The organism is Aminobacter sp. P4_D5 (assembly GCF_056401815.1).
In genome coordinates this window covers 1-23,080 of sequence record NZ_JBFUIP010000087.1, presented here as the reverse complement: position 1 = coordinate 23,080, position 23,080 = coordinate 1, and the positions used below count along the sequence as shown (strand labels likewise).

Annotated in this window: 20 protein-coding genes; 6 read left to right on the top strand and 14 right to left on the bottom strand. The window is 61.8% G+C overall.

The genetic code is table 11. The annotated features are described in order from the left end of the window. The 3 genes from AC1DWF_RS18845 to AC1DWF_RS18835 form a co-directional block, all read right to left on the bottom strand. Positions 1-1,216 (bottom strand): monovalent cation/H+ antiporter subunit D (locus AC1DWF_RS18845; protein ID WP_476841926.1); only part of this gene is annotated, 1,216 nt, incomplete at its 3' end. Next, the gene (locus tag AC1DWF_RS18840) at positions 1,216-1,554 is read right to left on the bottom strand and encodes a Na+/H+ antiporter subunit C (protein ID WP_476786037.1); all 339 of its coding nucleotides are present in this window, start codon (positions 1,552-1,554) and stop codon (positions 1,216-1,218) included. The genes AC1DWF_RS18845 and AC1DWF_RS18840, both read right to left, overlap by 1 nt. After that, complete coding sequence (locus tag AC1DWF_RS18835) at positions 1,554-4,475, bottom strand: monovalent cation/H+ antiporter subunit A (protein ID WP_476789122.1); 2,922 nt, start codon at positions 4,473-4,475, stop codon at positions 1,554-1,556. Before AC1DWF_RS18835 ends, AC1DWF_RS18840 begins: the two co-directional genes overlap by 1 nt. 91 nt (positions 4,476-4,566) lie before the next feature. Here AC1DWF_RS18835 and AC1DWF_RS18830 point away from each other — a divergent pair, with 91 nt between their 5' ends. After that, entirely contained in the window at positions 4,567-4,863 is a 297-nt protein-coding gene (locus AC1DWF_RS18830) for a helix-turn-helix domain-containing protein (RefSeq protein ID WP_476784621.1), read from the top strand. 37 nt (positions 4,864-4,900) lie between these two features. On the opposite strand, the gene AC1DWF_RS18825 is transcribed toward AC1DWF_RS18830, so the two are convergent. Genes AC1DWF_RS18825 through AC1DWF_RS18800 form a run of 6 tightly spaced genes read right to left on the bottom strand, consistent with a single transcriptional unit; the run spans position 4,901 to position 12,312 of the window. Further along, on the bottom strand, positions 4,901-6,811 hold the full coding sequence (locus AC1DWF_RS18825) for a CocE/NonD family hydrolase (protein ID WP_476784620.1): 1,911 nt from the start codon (positions 6,809-6,811) through the stop codon (positions 4,901-4,903). 28 nt (positions 6,812-6,839) lie between these two features. Continuing rightward, positions 6,840-8,414 (bottom strand): ABC transporter substrate-binding protein, encoded by a 1,575-nt coding sequence (locus AC1DWF_RS18820; protein ID WP_476784619.1) that lies wholly within the window; start codon positions 8,412-8,414, stop codon positions 6,840-6,842. Between the two features lie 20 nt (positions 8,415-8,434). Further along, complete coding sequence (locus tag AC1DWF_RS18815; RefSeq protein WP_476784618.1) at positions 8,435-9,472, bottom strand: ABC transporter ATP-binding protein; 1,038 nt, start codon at positions 9,470-9,472, stop codon at positions 8,435-8,437. Continuing rightward, on the bottom strand, positions 9,469-10,434 hold the full coding sequence (locus AC1DWF_RS18810; RefSeq protein WP_476784617.1) for an ABC transporter ATP-binding protein: 966 nt from the start codon (positions 10,432-10,434) through the stop codon (positions 9,469-9,471). The genes AC1DWF_RS18815 and AC1DWF_RS18810 overlap by 4 nt, the downstream gene beginning before the upstream one ends. Before the next feature lies 1 nt (position 10,435). Then, positions 10,436-11,341, bottom strand: a complete 906-nt coding sequence (locus tag AC1DWF_RS18805; RefSeq protein WP_476784616.1) for an ABC transporter permease — start codon at positions 11,339-11,341, stop codon at positions 10,436-10,438. Continuing rightward, the gene (locus tag AC1DWF_RS18800) at positions 11,338-12,312 is read right to left on the bottom strand and encodes an ABC transporter permease (protein WP_476802509.1); all 975 of its coding nucleotides are present in this window, start codon (positions 12,310-12,312) and stop codon (positions 11,338-11,340) included. Before AC1DWF_RS18800 ends, AC1DWF_RS18805 begins: the two co-directional genes overlap by 4 nt. A gap of 209 nt (positions 12,313-12,521) precedes the next feature. On the opposite strand from AC1DWF_RS18800, the gene AC1DWF_RS18795 reads away from it, so the two are divergent. Continuing rightward, positions 12,522-13,433 (top strand): LysR family transcriptional regulator, encoded by a 912-nt coding sequence (locus AC1DWF_RS18795; RefSeq protein ID WP_476785934.1) that lies wholly within the window; start codon positions 12,522-12,524, stop codon positions 13,431-13,433. Positions 13,434-13,477: 44 nt separating this feature from the next. Here AC1DWF_RS18795 and AC1DWF_RS18790 read toward each other — a convergent pair whose 3' ends face one another. From AC1DWF_RS18790 to AC1DWF_RS18775, 4 genes are all read right to left on the bottom strand, one after another. Then, positions 13,478-13,639, bottom strand: a complete 162-nt coding sequence (locus tag AC1DWF_RS18790; protein WP_476841925.1) for a hypothetical protein — start codon at positions 13,637-13,639, stop codon at positions 13,478-13,480. 170 nt (positions 13,640-13,809) lie between these two features. Next, positions 13,810-14,202 carry a hypothetical protein gene (locus tag AC1DWF_RS18785; RefSeq protein WP_476785932.1) on the bottom strand — a complete coding sequence of 131 codons (393 nt, stop codon included), beginning with the start codon at positions 14,200-14,202 and terminating at the stop codon, positions 13,810-13,812. 69 nt (positions 14,203-14,271) lie between these two features. Beyond that, positions 14,272-15,897 carry a chaperonin GroEL gene (gene groL / locus AC1DWF_RS18780; RefSeq protein ID WP_476785931.1) on the bottom strand — a complete coding sequence of 542 codons (1,626 nt, stop codon included), beginning with the start codon at positions 15,895-15,897 and terminating at the stop codon, positions 14,272-14,274. Between the two features lie 40 nt (positions 15,898-15,937). Continuing rightward, positions 15,938-16,252, bottom strand: coding sequence for a co-chaperone GroES (locus tag AC1DWF_RS18775; protein ID WP_476785930.1), 315 nt, complete (start codon positions 16,250-16,252; stop codon positions 15,938-15,940). A 427-nt stretch (positions 16,253-16,679) separates the two neighbouring features. Between AC1DWF_RS18775 and mprF the strand changes: the two genes are divergently transcribed. Genes mprF through AC1DWF_RS18755 form a run of 4 tightly spaced genes read left to right on the top strand, consistent with a single transcriptional unit; the run spans position 16,680 to position 22,475 of the window. Next, complete coding sequence (mprF, locus tag AC1DWF_RS18770; protein WP_476841924.1) at positions 16,680-19,289, top strand: bifunctional lysylphosphatidylglycerol flippase/synthetase MprF; 2,610 nt, start codon at positions 16,680-16,682, stop codon at positions 19,287-19,289. A gap of 34 nt (positions 19,290-19,323) precedes the next feature. Then, complete coding sequence (locus AC1DWF_RS18765) at positions 19,324-20,709, top strand: AcvB/VirJ family lysyl-phosphatidylglycerol hydrolase (protein WP_476804426.1); 1,386 nt, start codon at positions 19,324-19,326, stop codon at positions 20,707-20,709. Positions 20,710-20,739: 30 nt separating this feature from the next. Then, positions 20,740-21,777, top strand: a complete 1,038-nt coding sequence (locus AC1DWF_RS18760) for an NADP-dependent oxidoreductase (protein WP_476789114.1) — start codon at positions 20,740-20,742, stop codon at positions 21,775-21,777. A 20-nt stretch (positions 21,778-21,797) separates the two neighbouring features. After that, positions 21,798-22,475: a type 1 glutamine amidotransferase domain-containing protein gene (locus AC1DWF_RS18755; RefSeq protein WP_476787062.1), complete on the top strand. Its 678-nt coding sequence runs from the start codon at positions 21,798-21,800 to the stop codon at positions 22,473-22,475. Positions 22,476-22,800: 325 nt separating this feature from the next. Here the strand turns inward: AC1DWF_RS18755 and AC1DWF_RS18750 are convergent. Beyond that, the coding region (locus AC1DWF_RS18750; protein ID WP_476841923.1) for a LysR substrate-binding domain-containing protein at positions 22,801-23,080 on the bottom strand (280 nt) is incomplete at its 5' end.

Below are 23,080 nucleotides of genomic sequence, written 5' to 3'. Positions count from 1 at the left end.
GCAGGGCCGTGCCCGTGAAGCAGATGCCCAGGATGACGAGGGTCGCTGGAATGGCGACGCCGATTTCGTCTTCCTCCTCTTCCTCGTCCATGTCGTCGCCATAAGCTTCCATGGTGACGGCGAGAACGTCGGCGGCCGGGTCCTGGGCGCGCTCGACCAGCTCGATGAGCAGGAAGAAAGCCGCGATCGTCAGCGTGGAACTGACCATGTAAAACAGCGCGCCCGAGGTGACCGAGACATTGGACATGCCGATGGCCGCAAGCAGCGTGCCGGATGACACCAGCACATAGGAGCCGGCGAGGCGCCCCATGGCCTGCGATGCCAAAACGCCGATGGCGCCGAAGGCGATGGTGGTCATGCCGCCATAAAGCAGCCAGGGCTCGCCGAAGCCAGCGGAGGCGCCGGCATCCATGCCGAACAACAGCAGCGACAGGCGCAGCAGGATATAGATACCGACCTTGCTCAGCATGGCAAAAATCGCCGCCACCGGGGCTGCTGCAGCGCTATAGGCGGTGGGCAGCCAGAAGCCGAGCGGCCACATGCCTGCTTTTATCAGAAAAGCGATGCCGAGGATCGCAGCACCAGCTTCCAGCAACATGCGGTCATCTGCGCTGACCATGGGAATGCGGACGGCGAGGTCGGCCATGTTGAGCGTGCCGGTGACACCGTAGATCAGGCTGACGCCGATCAAGAACAGCGAAGCGCCAGCAAGATTGATCACCACGTAATGCAGGCCCGCCTTGACCCTGAGCGACCCCGATCCGTGCAGGATCAGGCCGTAGGAAGCGGCCAGGAACACCTCGAAGAAGACAAAGAGATTGAACAGGTCGCCGGTGAGGAAGGCGCCGTTCAATCCCATCAGCAGGAACTGAAACAGCGTATGGAAATGCGGGCCGCTCTTGTGYCAGCGGGCGAGCGAAAAGATCAGCGCCGCCATCGCCAGTACCGATGTCAGCACCAGCATCAGCGCCGACAGCCGGTCGAGCACCAGAACGATGCCGAAAGGCGCTTTCCAGTTGCCGAGCAGGTAGACGGTGTTGGCCGCCGTAGCGGCCTGGGTCACGAGGATGGTGGCAATGACCAGCAAGGCCAGCGTCGCAAAGAGGCTGACCATTGCCTTGAGGGCACGGCGGCGCTCGTCGAACAAAAGCAGGAAGGCGCCTGTGACCAGCGGCAGCAGGATCGGTGCGATCACAAGGTGGTTTGCCCACGCCATCAGTTGGGCTCCCGTCCGTCGACATGGTCGCTGCCGGTGAGGCCGCGCGAAACCAGAAGCAGGACCAGAAACAGGGCCGTGGTGGCAAAGCCGATGACGATGGCGGTCAAGACCAAAGCTTGCGGGATCGGATCGGTAAAGTCGGCAGGATTGACGGTGCCGGACGCCAGCACGGGCGCTGCGTTGATCTGCAGCCTGCCCATCGAAAAGATGAAGAGGTTGACGCCATAAGCGATGAGCGAGAGCCCGATGATGACCTGATAGGTGCGCGGCCTCAGCAAAAGCCACACGCCCGAGCCGACAAAGACGCCAATTCCAATGGCGAGGATCAGTTCCATCAGGCGTTCTCCTCCTCTGCGGCAGCCATGGTGCGGGCGACGCGGTGCCGGCGGATCGACTGGTGGGCAAGGGCGATCAGCATGAGCACGGTTGCGCCGACCACCAGCGAGAACACGCCGAGATCAAAGAATATGGCGCTGGCCAACGGTATCTCGCCGATCAGCGGCAGGTCGACGTAGCGCGCATGCGAGGTCAGGAAGGGATAGCCGAACAGCCAGGAGCCGGCACCGGTGAAAGCCGCCAACAGCAAGCCAAGGCCGATCCACCTGACAGGCAAAACCCTGAGCCGGTCTTCGACCCATTTTGTTCCGGCCGCCATGTATTGAAGGATAAAGGCCGCAGCCATGGCAATGCCGGCGGCAAAGCCGCCGCCGGGCAGGTCGTGGCCGCGGAAGAACAAATAGGCGGCGAACATGATGATGACAGGAAACATCCACTGCATGATGACGGCTGGGATCATCAGATAGTCGATGATTGTCTCGCCGGTCTCGCGATCGGGCTGGGCCTCGTCGAAGGCGGTCTGGATGCGCTGCTGTTCGGGTGAATCGACGCTGTCGGAGGCAGGACGGAAGCGGCGCAGCAAGGCAAACACCGTGAGCGCCACGATTGCGAGCACGGTGATTTCGCCGAACGTGTCGAAGCCGCGGAAGTCGACCAGGATGACGTTGACGACATTGCGTCCGCCGCCTTCGCTATAGGCCTTTTCCAGGAAGTAGTCGGCGATTGTGGGCGGCTGCGTGCGCGTCATCACCGCATAGGCAATCAGCGTCACACCTCCGCCGACGCAAACCGCGATGGCAAGATCGCGGAAGCGGCGCAGCCGCGCGCCCACGACCGCGGCAGCGGTGGTGTGGCCGTCTTGGACGCGCTGGGGAAGCCAGCGCAGGCCAAGCAAGATGAGCACGGTGGTCACGATCTCGACCAGCAGCTGGGTGATGGCGAGGTCGGGCGCGGAAAGCCAGACGAAGGTGATGCAGGTAACAAGCCCGGCACCCGACAGGAGCATGAGGGCGGCAAGGCGATGGAACTTCGCCTGATAGGCCGCACCGAGGGCGCAAACGATGCCAAGTACCCAGACACCGGCAAAGACGGGATCGGCACCCGTCAAGGTGAATCGGCCGGACGCGAAGCCTAGGCTGTAGAGCGGCCATAGCGCCGCAATGAAAGCCACTGTCACTAACAGGCGAAGCTGCGGCTGAAGCCGGCGTGCACCGAGGCGGTAGTCGACAAAGCGCGCCCAACGCCAAGAGACGGTGACCATGGCGCGTTCGAAGATGCGCTGGCCTTTGAGGCGGCGGAAGAAAGGAGGACCTTCCTCACAATGCGCCAGGTAGTTCTTGATGCTCAGATAGAGGATGACACCGGCAACAAGCGCGAAGACGCTCATCAGCAAGGGCAGGTTGAAGCCGTGCCAGATGGCCAGACTGTATTCGGGCGTACGCTCGCCGAGCACAGAGGTGACAGCGGTGTGCAGGAATGGTCCGATTGTCAGGGCAGGAATGGTTCCGACGAGCAAGCAGGCGACAACCAGGAGCAGGATCGGAAACCGCATCAGGAATGCCGGTTCGTGAGGCAGATTTGGCAAGTCCGCGGGTGGCGGACCGAAAAACACGCCGTGGATGAACCGGAGTGAGTAGGTGACGGCGAACGTACTTGCCAGCACGGCAACATAAGGTGCGGCGGTGTCGAGCACCGAGATCGCATGGGTTTCGATCGCCTCGGCGAAGAACATTTCCTTGGACAGGAAGCCGTTGAGCAGGGGAACGCCCGCCATGGCGGCACTTGCTACCATTGCCAGGGTCGCTGTGATCGGCATGAAGCGGAAAAGCCCGCTCAGCCGACGGATGTCACGTGTGCCGCATTCGTGGTCGATGATGCCGGCGGCCATGAAAAGCGAGGCTTTGAAAGTGGCATGGTTGACCATGTGGAAGATGGCGGCCACAGCGCCCAGTGGGCTGCCCAGGCTGAGCAGCAGCGTGATCAGGCCCAGGTGACTGATCGTCGAATAGGCGAGCAGGCCCTTTATGTCCTGCTGGAAAATGGCGAAATACGCCCCCAGTGCAAGCGACATCATTCCGCAAAAGCCGAGGATCCAGAACCATTCGGTGGAGCCGGCCAGCACCGGCCACAGCCGCGCCATCAGGAACACGCCGGCCTTCACCATCGTTGCCGAATGCAGATAGGCCGACACCGGCGTGGGAGCCGCCATGGCGTTGGGCAGCCAGAAATGGAACGGGAACTGGGCGCTCTTGGTCAAGGTGCCCAGCAAGACGAGCACAAGTGCGGGCACGTAGAGATCGTGCGAGCGGATGAGGTCGCCCGAGGCGAGCACGCGGTCGAGATCGTAGCTGCCGACGATGTGGCCAATGAGCAGGACGCCGGCGAGAAGTCCCAGTCCGCCAATGCCGGTGATGGTCAAGGCCATGCGCGCGCCATCGCGGGCATTGGCGTTGTGGTGCCAATAGCCGATGAGCAGGAACGAAAAGACGCTGGTCAGCTCCCAGAACACCACCAGCAGGATGAGGTTGCCCGAAAGCACGACGCCGAGCATCGCGCCCATGAAAGCCAGGAAGAACGAAAAGAACCTTGGAACCGGGTCGTCGGGTGACATGTAGTAGCGGGCATACAGTACCACGAGAAACCCGATGCCGCTGATCATCATGGCAAATAGCCAGGCGAAGCCATCCATGCGCAGCGACAGGTTGAGACCAAGCGTGGGGATCCACTCGATGGTGCTGCGAATGGCACCGCCGCCAGCGACAGCCGGATAACTGACAGATGCCAGGAACAGCGTGACGAGCGTTATGGCCCCAGCCAGCCAGGCTTCGGCATTACGTGCATTGGTAGGCAACAGGGCAGCAATGGCACTGCCCACGAAAGGCAAGACGATCATCCATATCAATGATGTTTCGTCTGTCATTCTTCGTGGGCACTCATCTGGGTGGTGGGAACTATTGCGTGATCTCGCCCATTATGGTTGACTCTGTGGTGATCCGGCAAGGCTTCATTCGATGAATTTACTTCCTGAGCAATGCAGGGCCGCGCGCGGCCTGCTCAACTGGACGCAGGAACAGCTGGCAACACTCGCTGGAGTGTCGCGCAGCACGATCAAGGATTTCGAATGCCATCGCCACGCCCTGCACCGCACGACCGAAAATTTGCTGGTCGATGCGCTGATGCAAGGCGGGGTGCTCTTGCTTTCCTCCGAAAATGAAGGACCAGGCGTCCGCCTCAAACAGCACGGGTCAGTGACGAAGCAGCCCAGGCCAAAGGCGGTCGCTGTGGATACGCTTGTGAGCGAAAGCTGACGTGACCTGGCGACGAAAAGCCGCGGGATCGTACGGCCTACGTTTCGACTAGCCCCTGCAGCATAGCTGCCGGAAGTGTCCTCAACCTGATGCGCGAGGCTCGTTCCTGGTCACAATAGACCATGTTGCGGGCGACACGCTTGGCGCGGCCGCGGCCTTCCGGGGCACCGGTGTTGGGATTGACGTCGAACTTCGGAAAGTTGCTCGAGGATATGTCGAGGCGAAGCCTGTGGCCCTTCTTGAACAGATTGGCCGTGGCGAAGGGTTCGATGGTGATGCTCATCACCTCGCCCGGCACGCAAGGTTTTGGCGTGTCGAAGCCATCGCGGTAGCGGCAGCGGAAAATGCCGTCCGTCAGGATCATGGTAAAGCCGGTCGGGTAGTCCTCGCTCGGCGGATAGACGTCGATCAGTTTGGCGGTGAAGTCGGTGTCCAGCCCGTCGGTAGCGGCGAACAGTTCGACAGTCACCGGGCCAATGACGGCGGTATCTGTTGCGAATGGCTCGGTCTCGAAAGACAGCACGTCAAGCCGTGCCGAAAGCGGCAGATTGGTGTCCTCGCAGCCGAAGAACCGAGCCTGCTCGCGTTGATCAAAACCACCGCCTTCAAATACCGGCTGGCCGCTGGTCAACGCACCGCCAATCGTCGGCACCGGGTTCTTCGGATCGAAGTCATAAACGAACGGGGCAGCACCGGGGGCAGGGGCCTCCGCCGACAGGCTGCCATCTTCGTGCAGGTGCAGCACCGTTTCTTCTGAGGCCGGCACCGGCCAATCCGGCGCGGCGATCCAGCGCCCGCCATGGTCGAGGCGCCCTTCCGTGGTCTTGCGGCCCGACCCACCGCCCATCAGGAACAGGCGGGCGCGGGGCTCAGCCTCAACACCGTTGTCGACGCCCTTCATCCACCGGTCGAACCAGCGTCGGCGGAATTCCAACCAGCTTTCGGTGACGTTGCCGCCCAAGGGCGCTGCGGTGCCGAATTCGACATCGCCGGCGAAGCTGGCGTTGCGGTTGCCGTGCAGATTGGGGCCCATGAGAAGCGCCACGGGACGGTCCCGGTCGCGCGCCAGGCCTTCATAGTTTTCGAAGGTAGTCTTGACGTAAGCATCGTACCAGCTCGACAGCAGCGCGACGGGCACATTCGGGAATGTATCGTAGCTTTCGGCGGCGTAGATGCCGGGCTGTTTCCAGTAGTCGTCAAAGGTGCCGTGCCGCCACTGCTCGAGCAGGTAGTCCTCGTATTCGGGGACCCAGCGCACCGGCGAACGCCCCTCGGACCAGGGCATGGCGTTGAACCAGCTCCTGACGTCCTCAGCTTCCAGCGCGCGCAGCAGGTTCGGGTCCTGCTTTGCCGTGACGCTCTCGCGGGCGTTGTTGTAGGCCCAGGTCGCCTGCTTCAATTCAAACGCGCCGCCCTGGCGAATGCCGCAGGTAAAGGCGTTGGAGAAGCCACCGGAATCCAGCACCATGGCTGCGAGGCCTGGCGGGTTGAGGCAGGCCAGCGCCATTTGCGTGTGCGCTGCGTAAGAAAGGCCCATCGTGCCGATCTTGCCATTCGACCAGCTTTGCTCGACGATCCAGGCAAGCGTGTCGTAGCCGTCTCGGCCTTCGGCGAGGTATTTGGTGAACTCGCCTTCCGAGCCGTAGCGGCCACGGCAATCCTGATAGATCACGATATAGCCGTGACCAACGAAGTGGCTGGCGACCTCGGCCCGGGTCATCGGCTTTGTCATGCCGATTTCGATTTCCGAACGCGAGCGCTCGCCCTTGCCGTAGGCGGTCCGCTCCAGGATGACGGGCAGGGCGTCTTGCGACGCCTTGCCGTCATTTGCCGGACGATAGATGTCGGCAGCGAGCCTGACACCGTCGCGCATCGCCACCATCACATCGCGGTGGACCACGACGCCGGGGCTCACCGGCTCGGCTGCGGGCAAGGATGCGACATCCATCGTTTTGGCTGCTGCTTTCATGACTGCCTTACTTCGCCGTATGGGCATAGGTGGCGAGCGTGTCTTCGCCCTTGGAAGGGGTGAAGGCGATGCCGTCGCGGCTCGCCCAGGTGACCACCGGCCAGTAGAGCGGCATGATGGCGACGTCGCCGAAGGCGATGTCGGCAGCTTCGGCGAGCAGCGTATTGCGCTTGTCGACGTCGAATTCGGCCAGGGCTTCCTTCATCTTGGCGTCGTAGGCGGGATTGGAATAACGCGCCCGGTTGAATGAACCGGTGCCAGCCTCCTTATCGAACGTCATCAGCACATTGGTCATGCCAGGCGCCGAAGACGGGGTCGTGGTGCCGAAGGAGAAGACGAAGGCCGAGAATTCCTGCTTGCCGGCCGCCGCGACATAGACGCTGTAAGGCTGCGTGACGACGCCGTTGACCTTGAGACCGCCACGCGCAAACAACTGGCCAAGAGCCTGGCCGACATCGGAATCGCCGGCGAAACGGTCGTTGGACGAATGCACGGTGATGCCGAAGCCGTCAGGATAACCCGCCTCGGCAAGCAGAGCCTTGGCGCCGGCGAGATCGATTGCTTCTGGCTTGAGATTGGCTGAGTAGCCGCCGATGCCTTCGGGCACGAGCTGGCCAGCGGCCGCACCTGCACCCGACAGGATGCGATCGATCAGGAGCTGGCGGTCGACCATCTTCGACATCGCCTGGCGCACGCGCGCGTCCTTGAGCGGGCTCGGTGTCAGTTTGGCGCCTGCCTTGTCGGTGACGAACGGGCTGTCGTCGCGCGCCGTATCGAGCGCGAGATAAACGATGCGTGCCGAGGGCGTCGAATGCAGGGCAATGCCCTTGACGCTCTTCAGCGCTGCGACGTCGGCCGGCGGTACGGCGTCGATCAGGTCGACCGCGCCGGAACGAAGCGCTGCCACGCGCGCGGCGTTGTTGGAGATGGTGCGGAAGGTGACCTTTTCGAACTCCGGCTTGTCGCCCCAGAAGTCATCGTTGCGCTGAAGCACGAGGCGGTCGCCGGGCACCCATTCGACAAACTTGTAGGGGCCGGTGCCGATGGTCGCAGCACCGCTGTTGAAGTCCGCGATGCCTTTGCCTTCCGAGGCCTTCTTGGAAACGATGTAGACCATGCCAGCCAGTTCCATGAACTGTGGCGTCGGCTTCTTGGTGGTGAAGCGGATGGTGGTCGGATCAACGATCTCCATCTTGGCGATGGGACCGACATTGGCGGTGAACGGTGCCGGGCTTTTTTCAATCGTCGACACGCGCTCAAGCGAATAGACCACGTCCTCGGCGGTCAGCGGCGAGCCGTCGTGAAACTTGACGCCCTGGCGCAGTTTCACTTCCCAGGTCAGCGGATCGGTATTCTTCCAGGATTCGGCCAGGTTCGGCTTGATCTGCAGGTTTTCGTCCTGCTCGACCAGGCGCCCGAAAATATGCTGGGCGGCATTCTGGTTGTTGCCGGTGCGCGAGAATTGCGGGTCGATTGCCGAAGGCTCCGCTGAAATGCCCACGGTGAGGTCGGCAGCATATGCAGCCGTGGAAAGGCTGCTGGCCAAAAGCAAGGCTGCGAAGGTCGAACGGATGATCTGCATGGTCGTGTTCCCTTTTCTGTTCATGCAATGGCAGTTGTTGGGGCAGCGGACGAAGCCGCCTTGCCCGGCAAATCGTTGAGGTGGCAGGCGCTGACATGGTCCGCCGCGATCTCGCGCAAGACCGGCCGCTCGACGCGGCAGCGATCGAAGGCATGCGGGCAGCGCGGATGGAAATGGCAGCCGGAAGGCGGATGAAGCGGCGAGGGGATTTCGCCCTTCACCGGATTGAACTGCCGCTTGCGCTGCTTGATCGTCGGCACCTCGGAAAGAAGTGCGACCGTGTAGGGATGATTGGGCGCGGCGAAGAAGGCGTCGGCTGGCGCACTTTCGACGATGCGGCCGAGATACATGATCGCGACGCGGTCGGAGATGTGTTTGACCACGCCGAGGTCGTGGCTGATGAACAGGTAGGTGAGGCCGAGCTCCTGCTTGAGCTCCATGAACAGATTGAGAATCTGCGCCTGGATCGAGACATCGAGCGCCGACACCGATTCATCGCAGATGATGAAGCGCGGCTTCACCGCCAGTGCCCGCGCGATGCCGATACGCTGCCGCTGTCCGCCTGAAAACTGGTGCGGGTAGCGGTTGAGGTAGGACGGGTCGAGGCCGACACGCAACATCAGCGCGGTCACCATCTCGGCAGCTTCGCTACGCGCCACCATGCCGTGGGCGACGGGCGCTTCGCCGACTATGTCGAGGATCGTCTTGCGCGGGTTGAGCGAAGACATCGGGTCCTGGAAGATCATCTGCGAGGCTAGCCGCGCAGCCTTTGCCTCCGAGCGCGGCAGCGCCGACATATCCTTGCCCTGCCAGCTCATGACACCGTCGGACTGCGGCAGGATGCCAGCCATGATGCGGCCGAGGGTCGACTTGCCGCAGCCGGATTCGCCGACCAGTCCGACAACTTCACCGGGGTTAATCTTCAGCGAGACGCCATCGACGGCATGGACGACACGCTCCTCGACATTGGCGCCGACAAAGCGTGCAAGCCGTTCGGCGTAGTCGAGCCCGCGCGTGAAACGTTTGGAGATGGTGGTGGCTTCGACAAGAGGCGTCATGCTGCCCTCGCGATCTGCGGGTGGAAACAGCGCCAGCGGTGGCCGTCGACTGCGGTTTCTTCTGGCTCGGCCTCGCAAGCTGCGGTGGCTGCAAAGCAGCGCAGGCGGAACGGACAGCCTACGGGCCGCCCGAGCGGTGGCGGGGCCATGCCGGGAATGGGCGTCAGCGGTTCGCCGGGCTCGAGATTGGCCGGAACCGAACGCATCAGCCCGATCGTGTAGGGATGGACCGGATTGTCGAGCACGGTATCGGTCTCGCCAGTCTCGACGATCCTGCCGGCGTACATCACAGCGATCCTGTGGGCGAGGCCGGCGACGACGCCGAGATCATGGCTGATCCAGATCAGCGACATGCCGAAATCGCGGCTCAGCCCCTGGATCACCGCGAGGATCTGCGACTGGATGGTGACGTCGAGCGCTGTGGTCGGCTCATCGGCGATGATGAGCTCCGGCCGGTGCAGCAGTGCTATGGCGATGGCGACCCGCTGGCGCATGCCGCCTGAGAACTGATGCGGATAAGCGGCGAGCCGCTCGTCGGGCGAGGGGATGCCGACAAGGCCGAGCGCTTCGACCGCGCGGGTCCGCGCCTCGGCCTTGGACACCTTGTCATGGGCGCGCACCGTCTCGACCATCTGGGTCTCGATCGACAGCACCGGATTGAGCGTCATCATCGGGTCCTGGAAGATCATGGCGATCTTCTTGCCCCTCAGCGTCCGCATCTCGCTTTGTGAACGGCCGACAAGGTCTTGGCCGTGGAACAGGATCTTGCCGCTGGCGACACGGCCCGGCGGATCGACAAGGCCCAGGATCGAAAAGCCTGTGATCGATTTGCCGGAACCGGATTCGCCGACCAGACCGAGGATTTCGCCGCGGCCGACTTCAAAGGACACACCATCCACCGCCTTGGCGACGCCAGCCCGGGTGAAGAAATAGGTGCAGAGATTTTCAACCTTCAGCGTCATCTCAGCGCTCCGAAAGACGGGGGTTGAGCACTTCACGCAAGCGGTCGCCGACGATGTTGATGCTGAACACCAGCGCCAGCAGCAGAAGGCCGGGATAGACCGATATCCAGTATTGGCCCGACAGCAGCGTCTGGTAGCCATTGGCGATCAACAGGCCAAGCGATGGCTCGGTGATCGGCAAGCCGATGCCAAGGAAGGATAGTGTCGCTTCGGCCGATATGGCATTGGCCACCTGCAGCGTTCCGATGACGATGATCGGCGGCAGGCAGTTGGGCAGCATGTGGCCAAACAGGATGCGTGGCTTGGAAAGGCCAAGCGAGGCGGCGGCTTCGACATATTCCTTGCCGCGCTCAATGAGGGCAGCGGCGCGCACGGCGCGGGCGAACTGCGCCCACTGCACGATGACCAGGGCCAGCACCACCTTCCACACACCCTGGCCGAGCAACGCCAGCAGCATCAGCGCCACCAGGATGGTGGGGAAGCCGAGCATCAGGTCGACAAGGCGCATGATCAGCGTGTCGATGCGGCCGCCATAATAGGCCGCGGTGAGGCCAAGTGCGGTGCCGAGAGCAAGAGCGATGACACCGGAAAACAGGCCGACGCCCATCGATGTGCGCAGGCCGTAGACCATCGCCGAGAACATGTCGCGGCCCTGGCCGTCTGTGCCGAGCCAATAGGTTGTGCCCGACATGCTTTCCGACATCGGCGGCAGGCGCGCGTCGAAAAAGTCGATCGCGGCGAGATCATATGGATTTTGCGGCACAAGCGATGGGCCGAAGATGGCGGTTGCAATCAGGATCAGGCAGACCGCCAGCGCGATCGTAGCCTTGGGGCTGCCGAGGATGCCGCGCAGCGAACGCGCCCAGAATGACTGGCTTTCCTGGAAACGGTGGGTGAGCGCGGTCATTGTGTATCGCTCAGCCGAATGCGCGGATCGAGCATCGAATAGACGATGTCGACGGCGAGGTTGATGAAGATGAACATGGTGACGACGACCAGCAGGTAGGCAACGACCACGGGCCGGTCGAGCACGGTGATGGAATCGATCAGAAGCTTGCCGATGCCGGGCCAGGCGAAGATTGTCTCGGTCACCACCGCAAAGGCGATCAACGAGCCGAACTCCATGCCGACCACGGTGACGATCGGGATGAGGATGTTCTTCATCACATGGACCGAGATGATGCGGCGCTCGGACAGGCCCTTGGCGCGGGCGAATTTGATGAAGTCGAGCGGCATCGTTTCACGCACGCCGGTACGGGTCAGCCGGATCACCAGCGACAGCTGGAACAAAGCGAGGTTGGTCGCTGGCAAGATGAGGTGAGCGAACCCGTCCCACGTAGCCAGGGACGTGGTAATGCCGAAAATCTCGCCGGTCTCGCCGCGTCCTGAGGAGGGCAACCAGCCGAGCCAGACCGAAAAGATCATGATCAGCATCATGCCTTGCCAGAAATTCGGCAGGCTGAACCCGAGGATCGAGCCGGTCATGATCGTTTCATCAGCGACCGTACGCGGCTTGAGCCCGGCGATCAGGCCAAGCGGTATGCCGAGCACGAGCGCTATGGTCAGCGCCACGAAAGAAAGCTCCAGCGTCGCTGGCAGCCGCTGGAAGATCAGGCTGATGGCTGGCTGGTTGAAGACGAAGGACCGGCCGAAATCGCCGTGCAGCGCGTTGACGAGGAAGGTGCCGTATTGCGCGATCAACGGTCGGTCGAGCCCAAGCGCGCGGATCGCCGCTTCGCGTTCGGCGAAGCTGGCGTCGGCCGGGATCAAGATATCGACGGGATTGCCGATGGCGTAGACGCCGACGAAAACCAGAACCGACGTCAGGAATACGACGAACAGGCTTTGGCTGAAGCGACGGATGATGAAGATCGTCATCGCGCGGCGGCTCCTTGCTTGGCTTGCCTGAAAGGGCTGCGCCCGGTCATCACGTGAATGCTCTCCTCCCGGTGGCAGTTGTTGACTGCCTGTTGTCGTGCGACGTAGCAGCGAGGGTAGGAGGCGCGCAATCTTATGAGTTTTGTGCATTACTCGATGCAAAAAGGGCGCCGGCGCAGATCCGTTGCCTTGGCGAATAGGGACGCGGGATGAATCTCAAGCAACTGGAAGTGTTCCGCGCGGTGATGCAGACCGGATCGACCATCGGCGCATCGGGCGTGCTCGCTTTGTCGCAGTCGGCGATCAGCAGGCAGTTGAGCAGCCTGGAAGAGGAGATCGGCTTCGAGCTTTTCCGCCGCGAAAAGGGCAGGCTGGTTCCGAAGCCGGAGGCGACCGCACTGCTGCAGGAGGTCGGTGAGCTTTCGGACGTGTTGGCGCGGCTGAAGCGCCGGACCGACGAACTCAGCGCCGGGCGCTCGGGCCGGACGTTGATCAAGATGGGGTTTCCGCACTCACTGACCACCACGCTTTTGCCAAGGCTGGTCGCCGACTTTCTGGCCACCCAGGACCAGGTCAGCATCGAGCTGGTGGCTGGTCCCTACGATACGATCGAACGCGCGGTCATGGGGCGCAGCGTCGATTTCGGCTTTGTCCGGCTGCCGACCGAGGATCGCGGTCTGGTGACGATGCCGCTGGTGTCGAGTGGGCAATTATGCGTTTTGCCGACTGGCCATCCGCTCGCCGCGCGCGAAACCATCAGTGCTGACGATCTGTCGGGCACCGATCTGGTGCTGCTCGGGCGGCTGAGATCGAGCCGCGAAGACATCGAAGAGCGGCTGCGGCGCGCCCAAGGCGCGGTGCGTTGCCGGGTCGAAGCCCATTCGGTCGAGGCCAGCGTCGCCCTGGTCGCCGAAGGTATTGGCGTTTCGATCATCCCGGCACTGATCGGCAGCCTGCTGAAATCCGATCGCGTCGTGATGCGCCCGTTCTCGCCCCCTTTGTGGAGCGACTATGGCATAGCCACTCTGCGCGACGCCCCGCTGTCGCGGCCGATGCTGATGTTCATCGCCATGCTCAAAGAGCGACTTGTCGGCGACGGCGTGCTGACCAAGGCGATCTGAGGCCACCATTGCCGGGCAACCGGTTGCGGACTGTCAGCTCAAGCTCATTGTGGTTGCTCGTCTTCGATCGCTTGCTCACTACGGYGGTCGTCGTCGTCGCTCTTGATTTTTCTGTGTTTCTCGGCTGCGGCCCTGCGGATGAAGTCGAAGCGGTTTTCATCGCTGTCTGCCGGCGATGGGTCGTTCTTCTTTGAGAATTTGATCATGGTCGAAATCCTTCTCTGCTGAAGCCGAGACGCCCGCCAGGATATTTCCAGGCGGCGGCAGCATGTCGTTGGAGAGGAAAAGCAGGCCGTCGGGTGTTGGAGCGACGGTCAATCGCGGCACTGGAAACGAGGGTGCACGCGCCGGAGCTGACAGTTCCGGCGCGGCATGCTTAGGCCGCGAGTGCGGTGGCACAGCCGGTCGAGGCGCGCCGGTCAGGAGCGGTCTCTCCCGGCATGGTGGCCCAGCCGCCGGCTTCGACGAACTTCTGCCTATCGTAGCCGACTGTCTTGGCTTTCAGTTCGGTCAGCTTTGCCGCTGCATCGGGTGCTGCATTGAACCGCTCGACGCATATTGTCGAGGCGAGTTGACCGCGCGCCACGTCGCCGGCTGTCGTCGCAAGCGTCTGCGAGGTGCCGCCGGTGACCCAGCCACCCCAGCTGAAGCCGATGATCATCGTTGCGACGGCGGTGCCGACGCATGTCCAGACGAGCGTCGATTTGGACGGCTGGTAGTTCTCCCATCGTGCGGCGACGGACTGCTTCTGGTTGGTCTGCATGGCCATGTAACGCTCCTAGTTGATGGTGGGGAGTCACCATCCAGCCGCACAGCGGCCAGATGGTTCAGGCGTTGCTCAGTAACCCATTCCAGCTGGGTTGCCGCCGTTGGATGCTTCCTTCGCCGGAATGTCGGCGATCATGGCTTCGGCGGTGATCAGCAGTGCGGCGATCGAGCCGGCGTCCTGCAGGGCCGTGCGTACGACCTTGGCCGGATCGACGATGCCGGCCTTGATCATATCGACATAGGTTTCGGTCTGCGCATTGAAGCCCAGATCGGCATTCTCGTTGTCCATCAGTTTGCCGACGACGACTGAGCCTTCGACACCGGCATTCTCGGCGATCTGCCGGATCGGCGCCTCGAGCGCCTTGAGCACAATCGAAATGCCGGCGGTCACATCGGCATTGCCGCCGACAAGCGTTTTCAGCACGGTCTTGGCGCGCAGCAGGGCCACGCCGCCGCCGGCAACAATGCCCTCTTCAACGGCAGCCCGGGTGGCGTTCAGCGCATCGTCGATGCGGTCCTTCTTTTCCTTGACCTCGGTCTCGGTCGCGCCGCCGACACGGATGACGGCAACGCCGCCAGCGAGCTTGGCCAGGCGTTCCTGCAGTTTTTCCTTGTCGTAGTCGGAAGTGGTTTCTTCGATCTGCATCTTCAACTGCGCGATACGCGCGGCAATGCCCGCCTTGTCGCCGGAGCCGTCGATGATCGTGGTCGTGTCCTTGTCGATGAGCACGCGCTTGGCCCGGCCGAGCATGTCGATGGTGACATTTTCGAGCTTGATACCGAGATCCTCCGAGATCATTTGGCCGGCGGTCAGGATCGCGATGTCTTCCAGCATCGCCTTGCGGCGGTCGCCGAAGCCTGGCGCCTTGACGGCGGCGACCTTCAGACCGCCACGCAGCTTGTTGACGACAAGCGTTGCCAGCGCTTCGCCTTCGACGTCCTCGGCAATGATCAAAAGCGGCTTGCCGCTTTGCACCACGGCCTCCAGGATCGGCAGTATCGCCTGGAGATTGCCGAGCTTCTTTTCGTGAATGAGGATGTAGGGGTCCTCCAGCTCGGCACGCATCTTGTCGGTGTTGGTGACGAAATAGGGGCTGAGGTAGCCACGGTCGAACTGCATTCCCTCGACGACGTCGAGTTCGGTCTCGGCGGTCTTGGCTTCCTCGACGGTGATGACGCCTTCATTGCCGACCTTTTCCATCGCCTTGGCGATCATGTCGCCGACGGTGGCGTCGCCGTTGGCGGCGATAGTGCCGACCTGGGCGATTTCGTCGGACGACTTGACCTTCGTGGAGCGTGCCTGGACGTCCTTGACGACGGCCGCGACCGCTAGGTCGATGCCGCGCTTKAGATCCATCGGGTTCATGCCGGCTGCAACCAGCTTGGCGCCCTCTCGCAGGATGGAGGCGGCGAGCACGGTTGCGGTGGTGGTGCCGTCACCGGCGAGGTCGTTGGTCTTCGAGGCCACTTCGCGCACCATTTGCGCGCCCATGTTCTCGAATTTGTCTGACAGCTCGATCTCCTTGGCGACAGTGACGCCGTCCTTAGTGATGCGCGGCGGGCCATAGGCGCGATCAATGACGACATTGCGGCCTTTCGGACCGAGCGTCACCTTGACGGCGTTGTTGAGGAGTTCGACGCCGCGCAGCATGCGGTCGCGGGCATCGGTGGAAAATTTGATTTCTTTGGCAGACATGATTTTTCGTCCAGTTCGTTCTTGAGACCGCAGAGCCTGATCAGGCCGCTTTTTTGGCCGCTTCGCTGTTGTCGACGATGCCCATGATGTCAGTCTCCTTCATGATCAGGAGATCGGCACCGTCGATCTTGACTTCGGTGCCCGACCATTTGCCGAACAGCACGGTGTCGCCTGCCTTAACGTCAAGCGGGATCAGCTTGCCGCTTTCGTCGCGCGAGCCCGGTCCTACTGCAACCACTTCGCCCTGCTGCGGCTTTTCCTTGGCATTGTCGGGAATGATGATGCCGCCTTTGGATTTGAGATCGCCTTCGGCGCGTCGGACAACGACGCGGTCGTGAAGTGGTCGGAATTTCATAGGGGTTCTTTCTGCAGTCGGCGCGTAGGGGACCGCATTCCCTGTGTACACCTTTTGGCACTCGAATAACAGGAGTGCTAAAAATAATTCTGTGCTGCATTGAAGTATTCAAAAAAAGAGGAGCGCGCTATTTTTCTAAGAAATCATGCGAAGATAAACAGGTACGAAAAAATGTGATTTCGTCACCAGAAAGGTGACTTAAAAATATTTATAGAAAATTCCTCGGCGATACGAGTAGAACTGCAAACCTTGTGGAGGGTTCGACGCACCTGCCAGAAACTCGCCCCATTACCTCGCAGCGGAACATGACGAAGAGTTAAGGTTCGCGGTTGATTGCAGGGTGGAATCCGCCGCAGAATTGCCCTTATCGCGTCGCCTCTTCGCGCCTCGCCGACGCGTTCCGCGCAGCGAATTGAATGGCGACAGCATGGACCAGCCTACGACCGAATATCTCGACATGCAGCCAGAACGCGGCAAGCTGTTTTCCTGGCAACGTCGGTCGGCCGTCGCCCTGCCGCTTGCTGGCGTCGCCGTCGCGATCTTCGCATTTTGGGTGCTGAGCCAGCACATCAATGCGATATCGCTCGCGGAAATTCAGGATGATCTGCGCAGCTTCCCGCTTGAACCGCTGTTGCTGGCGGTCTTGTTCACCATCATCAGCTTCGCTGCCGTCGCGTTCTATGACGTCGTGGCCGTCGAAACGATCGCCCCTGGCCGCATCCCGCGTCGCGTGTCCGTGCTTGCGGGTGCCGCCGGTTACGCGATCTCCAACGCGCTTGGTTTTTCGCTGCTGACGGGCGGTGCGCTGCGCTATCGCGTCTATGCCGCCCAAGGCATCGAACTTGCCGATATCGGCCGCATAGTCGGCACCTCGTGGTTTGCGATCTGGTTTGCCTTCGCCATCATGGCTGCGATCGCGATGGTCGCCGAACCGGGGCAGATCCCATGGCTCGCGACCCTCGGGCCCGAACTGGATCTCGCCATCGGCCTCGTCGTCCTGCTTGGCATCGCCGCGCTCGTCGTTTGGCTGTCGCGTGGCGAGCGGACCCTGGGGTTCGGCCGGATTTCTCTCAGGCTGCCGTCCTCGCGCGGCGCACTGGTACAGATCGCAGCCGGGCTTATCGATCTGGCTGCTGCTGCTGCCTGCCTCTATGTGCTGCTTCCGGCGGGCAGTGTGGGAAGTTTCTCGGCCTTCATCCTTGTCTATGTCGTTGCCGTAATCCTCGGCATCGTCAGCCACGCGCCGGGCGGTATCGGCGCCTTTGAAGCGACAATCATCGCCGGCCTTGGTCTGGGCAACAATTCCGAAGCGCTTGCTGGACTGGTCGTCTACCGCATCGTCTACACGCTGCTGCCCTTTGGCGTTGCGGTGCTCGGCCTGCTCATCTCCGAAATCCACCGCCACCGTCACCGCCTGGCCGGTCCTGTCGGTGCCGCCTCGCTGCTGCTCGAGCCGCTGATTCCGCCGCTTTCGGCCGGCATCGCCTTTATCGGCGCCATGGTGATCCTGATCTCGGCACTGACGCCAAGCCTTGCCGAGCGCATCGACACACTCTCCGAATTCATCCCGCTGCCCTTCGTCGAAATGTCCCATCTCGGCGCAAGCTTCGTTGCGGTGGCGTTGCTGATCGTTGCCCGTGGCCTTGTCAAAAGGCTGCGGCGCGCCTGGCTTGCGGCGATGATGCTCTTCATCAGCGGTGCCGTCTTTTCCCTGGCGAAGGGTCTCGACTGGGAAGAAGCACTGGTGCTGGCGCYCATGACATTGACACTGTTTGTCTTCCGCGACTCTTTCTACCGGCGCCCCCTCCGCAGTGACCTGCATCTCTCTTGGGGCTGGCTGGCTAGCGTCGGCACGACGATCTGCGCCTGCATATGGCTCGGCTTTTTCGCCTTCCGCCACGTCGAATACAGCAGCCAGCTCTGGTGGGAGTTCGCCTTCAACGGCGATGCCCCTCGCATGCTGCGTGCCAGCGTGGTCTTGGTCACGCTGCTTCTTGTTGTGCTTGCCGACACGCTCATCAACCGCCGTGTGCTGACGCTGGCGCCACTGGGAAGAGTGCCCGAAAGCGTGCCGGCGCTGGTCGCGGAAGCCTGTTCGACGGCGGCAGCATTGGCCCTTCTCGGCGACAAGCGCTTTCTCGTCGCAGCCAACGGCGAGGGCTTCGTCATGTACCAGCGCTCGGGCGGCAGCCTGATCTCGATGGGAGAGCCCATTGGCACCGAAGAGGCGATGACCGCGCTGGCATGGGACTTCCACGAATTGGCCGACCGCTCAGGTCTGCGCACTGTGTTCTACGAAGTCGGCCCGCAGCGCCTGCCGATGTTCCTCGACATGGGCCTGGTGGCCTTGAAGCTTGGCGAGGTAGCGCGCGTTGATCTCGCCGAATTCACGCTTGAAGGCGCCAAGCGTCAGCCGCTGCGCTATGCCGACCGCCGCGCGGAGAAGGATGGCCTGACCTTCGAGATCGTTGCGAAGGCGGACGTGCCTGGCATCATCGATCAGTTGCGGGCGGTCTCCGACGAATGGCTGCGGCTGAAGTCCGGCAGCGAGAAACGCTTCTCGCTCGGCTTTTTCGATGCCGAATATCTGAGCCATTTCGACGTCGCGGTGCTGAAGCGCGGCGATCGCATTGTCGCCTTCGCCAATTTGTGGCGGAGCGGCGAGCGCAACGAGGTCGCTGTCGATCTGATGCGCTACCGGCAGGACGACTGCAAGGTCATGATGGACGCGCTGTTCACCAAGGTCATGATGGTGGCGAAGGCCGAGGGCTATCGCTGGTTCAATCTCGGGGTCGCGCCCTTGTCCGGGCTGACCGACCATCGTGTTGCCTCGCGCTGGAACCGTTTCGGTTCGCTGATGTACCAGAAGGGCCAGAACCTCTATCGCTTCGACGGCCTGCGTGCCTTCAAGGACAAGTTCGATCCGGTGTGGACCGCCAACTACCTCATCTGCCCGCCAGCACTTGATACCCCAAAGGCACTTCTCGACGTCACCACTTTGATCAGTGGCCGTCCCCTCATTGGCAAGCGCAAATAGGCGGCAAAATGTTCATTTCATGCGGGGCTGTATTATGAAAAAGCGTATGATCCTGATTGGCATCGCGGGCATTGCCGCTCTCGGCTGTGCGGCCGCAGCCGCGTGGTTCTGGCCGCAAATCCGGCGTGAGGCCGGCTATCTGCCGCCGACAATCAGCGTAAGCTACGGCCGGCTGAACAATGTGCCCATGCAGCCGCCGGTGGGAAAGCTGCAAGGACTGGCAATCCTCGTATCCGGGTCCGGCGACCGCGATGGGCGTGCCGCCAAGCTYGCCCGTGAGTTGGAACGTCGCGACATCGCCGTCCTGCCGGTCGATATCGATGCCTGGCGGCCGCTTCTTAATACCGACCCTGGCGAGTGCATCTATCTTGGGTCCGATCTTGAAGGCCTGTCCAAGGAAGCCCAGCGACTGCTCGACAGCCACCATTATCTCCATCCCGTCGTTCTCGGCGTCGGCGAAGGTGCAACACTTGCTTACGCCGCACTGGCCGACGCGCCGGCCGCGACCTTGGCGGGCACCGTGTCGATCGACCCCGCAGTGGCGCTGAATACGGCAGTACCAGTATGCAAGGGCGCGGAGCCGACGGCCGTGGCCGGCGGGGGTTTCAGCTATGGGCTCGACGCGCCGTTGCCCTCTCCCGGGGTGATGGTCATGGCGGATGCGCCGACGATGGCAGCAGCTGCCGCGAGCGCTCAGACCGGCAGCTTCCGGCTTGAGACAAAAACCGCAGCGACCGCGGATGAGCGGTTGTCGCTTGCCGTGGATGCGGTTGCCGAAATCGCCGCCGCTGACGCCGGCGACAAGTCACTGCCGGTGGTCGACATCCCGACGGTGGGGACCCCGACACGCCTCGCGCTCTTTTATTCTGGTGACGGCGGCTGGAGAGATATCGACAAAAGTGTCGGCGAACAGCTTGCAGCGCAAGGCATTCAGGTCGTCGGAGTGGATTCGCTGCGCTATTTCTGGTCGGTGCGTCAGCCCGACAAGGTTGCAAAGGACATGGCTTCGATCATTCGTGATGCTGATCCCTCCGGCAAGCTGCCGGTGGCGCTGCTCGGCTATTCCTTTGGCGCCGATGTCACGCCCTTTGCCTGGCCGCACCTGCCTGACGACATTCGCAGCCGTATCGATTTCATCGGTCTTCTCGGCACGGAAAAGACGACGCCTTTCCAGGTGACGATGGAGAACTGGCTCGGTCTTGGCGGCGACCGCGATGTGGCGCAGGCCATCGCGGCGCTGCCGCAGGATCGTGTGTTCTGTGTCTATGGCGATGAGGAAACTGAGTCGGCTTGCGAGGATCCGCGTCTCACTGCTGTCGAGAAATTGAAGGTCGGAGGCGACCATCATTTCGACGGCGATTACCAGGGGCTCACAACCCAGATCGTCTCTGCAATGAACCGGCGAACCCAGACAAACTAGTTCACTTCCATCCCCAAGAGGAAGAACATCATGGCACAGTCCGACACCAAGAACCGCCGCTATTTGCTCGCCGAACGTCCGAAAGGCGAGCCGAACGAAAACACGCTGAAGCTCGTTTCCGTAGATATCCCCGAACCGCAAGACGGCCAGATGCTGCTGCGCACCGAGTTTCTGTCGCTGGACCCCTATATGCGCGGCCGCATGAGCGATGCCCCGTCTTACGCTGCCTCTGTCGAAATTGGCGGCGTCATGGTCGGGGGGACCATCGCTCAGGTCGTTGAGTCGAAACTGAAGGGTTTCAACAACGGCGACTGGGTGCTCAGCTTCAACGGCTGGCAGGACTATGCATTGTCGGACGGTACTGGGGTCTTGCCGTTGGGGCGTGCGCCCAAGCATCCCTCATGGGCGCTTGGCGTCATGGGAATGCCTGGATTCACCGCCTGGGCCGGGCTCAAGCAGATCGGGGCACCCAAGAAGGGCGAAACGATCGCGGTCGCAGCAGCGACTGGCCCGGTTGGGGCCACCGTGGGGCAGATCGGCAAGCTTTTGGGCTGCCGTGTTGTCGGTATTGCTGGGGGTGCTGAAAAATGCGCCTACGCTGTCGAAACGCTTGGATTTGACGTCTGTATCGACCACAAATCCGAGGATTTTGCCCAACAATTGAAGGCCGCAACACCCGAAGGTATCGACGTCTATTTCGAAAATGTCGGTGGCAAAGTCTTCGACGCGGTGCTGCCGCTGCTCAACAGGGGCGCGCGCATTCCACTTTGCGGTCTCGTCTCGCAATACAATGCCACAAGCCTGCCCGACGGCCCGGATCGGATGAACTGGTTCCTGGGCCAGCTCCTGCGCAAGCAGATCACCATTCGCGGCTTCATCATCTTCAACGATTTCGGCCACCTCTATCCCGAGTTCGCCAAGGAGATGGCAGCCTGGGTCGAAGCCGGAAAAATTCTCTATCGTGAACAAATCATCGATGGGCTGGAGCAAGCCCCACAGGCATTTGTCGGCCTGCTGAGAGGCGAGAATTTCGGCAAACGCGTCATTCGCGTGGGCAACACGAAATAACCAAGGCAAGGAGTCATCACATGAAAATCCTTATGGTCCTGACGTCGCATGACAAGCTTGGAAACACGGGCGAGAAAACCGGTTTCTGGCTCGAGGAATTCGCCGCGCCCTACTACGTTCTGCGCGATGCGGGAGCCCTCATCACACTGGTTTCTCCCAAAGGCGGTCAGCCGCCGATCGACCCAAAGAGCGATGCTGAAGATGCCCAAACAGAGGCAACCAAGCGCTTCAAGAAGGACGAGGTCGCACAACGGGCGCTGGCTACGACCGCAAAACTGTCTGAGGTGAATGCCGATGGCTTCGACGCGATCTTCTATCCTGGCGGGCATGGCCCTTTGTGGGATCTGGCGGAAAATGCCGACAGCAAACGCTTGATCGAAACCTTCGCCGCCAGCGACCGTCCTGTCGGCGCCGTGTGCCATGCGCCAGCCGTCTTTCGTCACACCAAGGGTGCCGATGGCAAGCCGCTCGTTTCAGGCAAACGTGTAACCGGCTTCACCAACACCGAAGAAGCAGCGGTTGGCCTGACTGACGTGGTTCCATTTCTTGTCGAAGACATGCTCAAGGCCAATGGTGGACTTTACGAGAAAGGTGGCGACTGGGGCTCTTACGTCGTTGTCGACGGCAAACTCGTGACCGGCCAAAATCCCGCTTCATCGGAAGGTGCCGCAAAAGAACTGCTCAAGCTCTTGAAGTAGGACGATTGTCAGGCCTGGAGCCCAGATGCGGACCTGGCTCGGATAGCCGCCTGTACGAAGCCGAGTCTGGCCGCAGATGCGGCTGCCGGTCTAGTTTCTCACATCAGCAAGCCCGTCCTGAAGGCATCGACTTACTTAGCTGCGGGTGATCACTCATTGTCGGACGCTGGCCGAAAAAGGGTGCCGACCGCAAAGCACRGGCACTCCACCCCCTCGCAGCTTTCCACGCCACCATGACTTTGGAGCAGCAGGATGCCTCGCGGATAGTTGCTCCATGCCGTGGGGGTAGGTGAGCAGCCGGCGGGGAAGGAGAGGGGAGATCAGCTCATCTTTGCAGCGGTCTATCCACTTTCTCGACGTAATAGCGCGGGATGCGCTTACCTTCGCGGCCACGGTAGAATTCAATGCAGAATTCGACAAACGCCTTGAAGCGGCGGGAGACGTGGCGGCGGCGCGAGTAGATGAGGTTGATTGCGGTTTCCGGCGACCGCCACTGCGGCAATACCGGAACGAGGATTCCGTTCTCGCACTCCGTTTCAACGAAGAAACCAGGCAGATAGGCTAGGCCCTCACCGGCGACGGCGAAATATTTGAGCGTCCAATAG

Bases quoted from the DNA above. Each gene is read 5' to 3' on its own strand.
- AC1DWF_RS18815 (WP_476784618.1), bottom strand. From the start codon at position 9,472: ATGACGCCTCTTGTCGAAGCCACCACCATCTCCAAACGTTTCACGCGC.
- AC1DWF_RS18810 (WP_476784617.1), bottom strand. From the start codon at position 10,434: ATGACGCTGAAGGTTGAAAATCTCTGCACCTATTTCTTCACCCGGGCT.
- AC1DWF_RS18795 (WP_476785934.1), top strand. From the start codon at position 12,522: ATGAATCTCAAGCAACTGGAAGTGTTCCGCGCGGTGATGCAGACCGGA.
- AC1DWF_RS18785 (WP_476785932.1), bottom strand. From the start codon at position 14,202: ATGGCCATGCAGACCAACCAGAAGCAGTCCGTCGCCGCACGATGGGAG.
- AC1DWF_RS18835 (WP_476789122.1), bottom strand. From the start codon at position 4,475: ATGACAGACGAAACATCATTGATATGGATGATCGTCTTGCCTTTCGTG.
- AC1DWF_RS18775 (WP_476785930.1), bottom strand. From the start codon at position 16,252: ATGAAATTCCGACCACTTCACGACCGCGTCGTTGTCCGACGCGCCGAA.
- AC1DWF_RS18820 (WP_476784619.1), bottom strand. From the start codon at position 8,414: ATGCAGATCATCCGTTCGACCTTCGCAGCCTTGCTTTTGGCCAGCAGC.
- AC1DWF_RS18805 (WP_476784616.1), bottom strand. From the start codon at position 11,341: ATGACCGCGCTCACCCACCGTTTCCAGGAAAGCCAGTCATTCTGGGCG.
- AC1DWF_RS18825 (WP_476784620.1), bottom strand. From the start codon at position 6,811: ATGGATGTCGCATCCTTGCCCGCAGCCGAGCCGGTGAGCCCCGGCGTC.
- AC1DWF_RS18760 (WP_476789114.1), top strand. From the start codon at position 20,740: ATGGCACAGTCCGACACCAAGAACCGCCGCTATTTGCTCGCCGAACGT.
- AC1DWF_RS18840 (WP_476786037.1), bottom strand. From the start codon at position 1,554: ATGGAACTGATCCTCGCCATTGGAATTGGCGTCTTTGTCGGCTCGGGC.
- AC1DWF_RS18755 (WP_476787062.1), top strand. From the start codon at position 21,798: ATGAAAATCCTTATGGTCCTGACGTCGCATGACAAGCTTGGAAACACG.
- AC1DWF_RS18800 (WP_476802509.1), bottom strand. From the start codon at position 12,312: ATGACGATCTTCATCATCCGTCGCTTCAGCCAAAGCCTGTTCGTCGTA.
- AC1DWF_RS18830 (WP_476784621.1), top strand. From the start codon at position 4,567: ATGAATTTACTTCCTGAGCAATGCAGGGCCGCGCGCGGCCTGCTCAAC.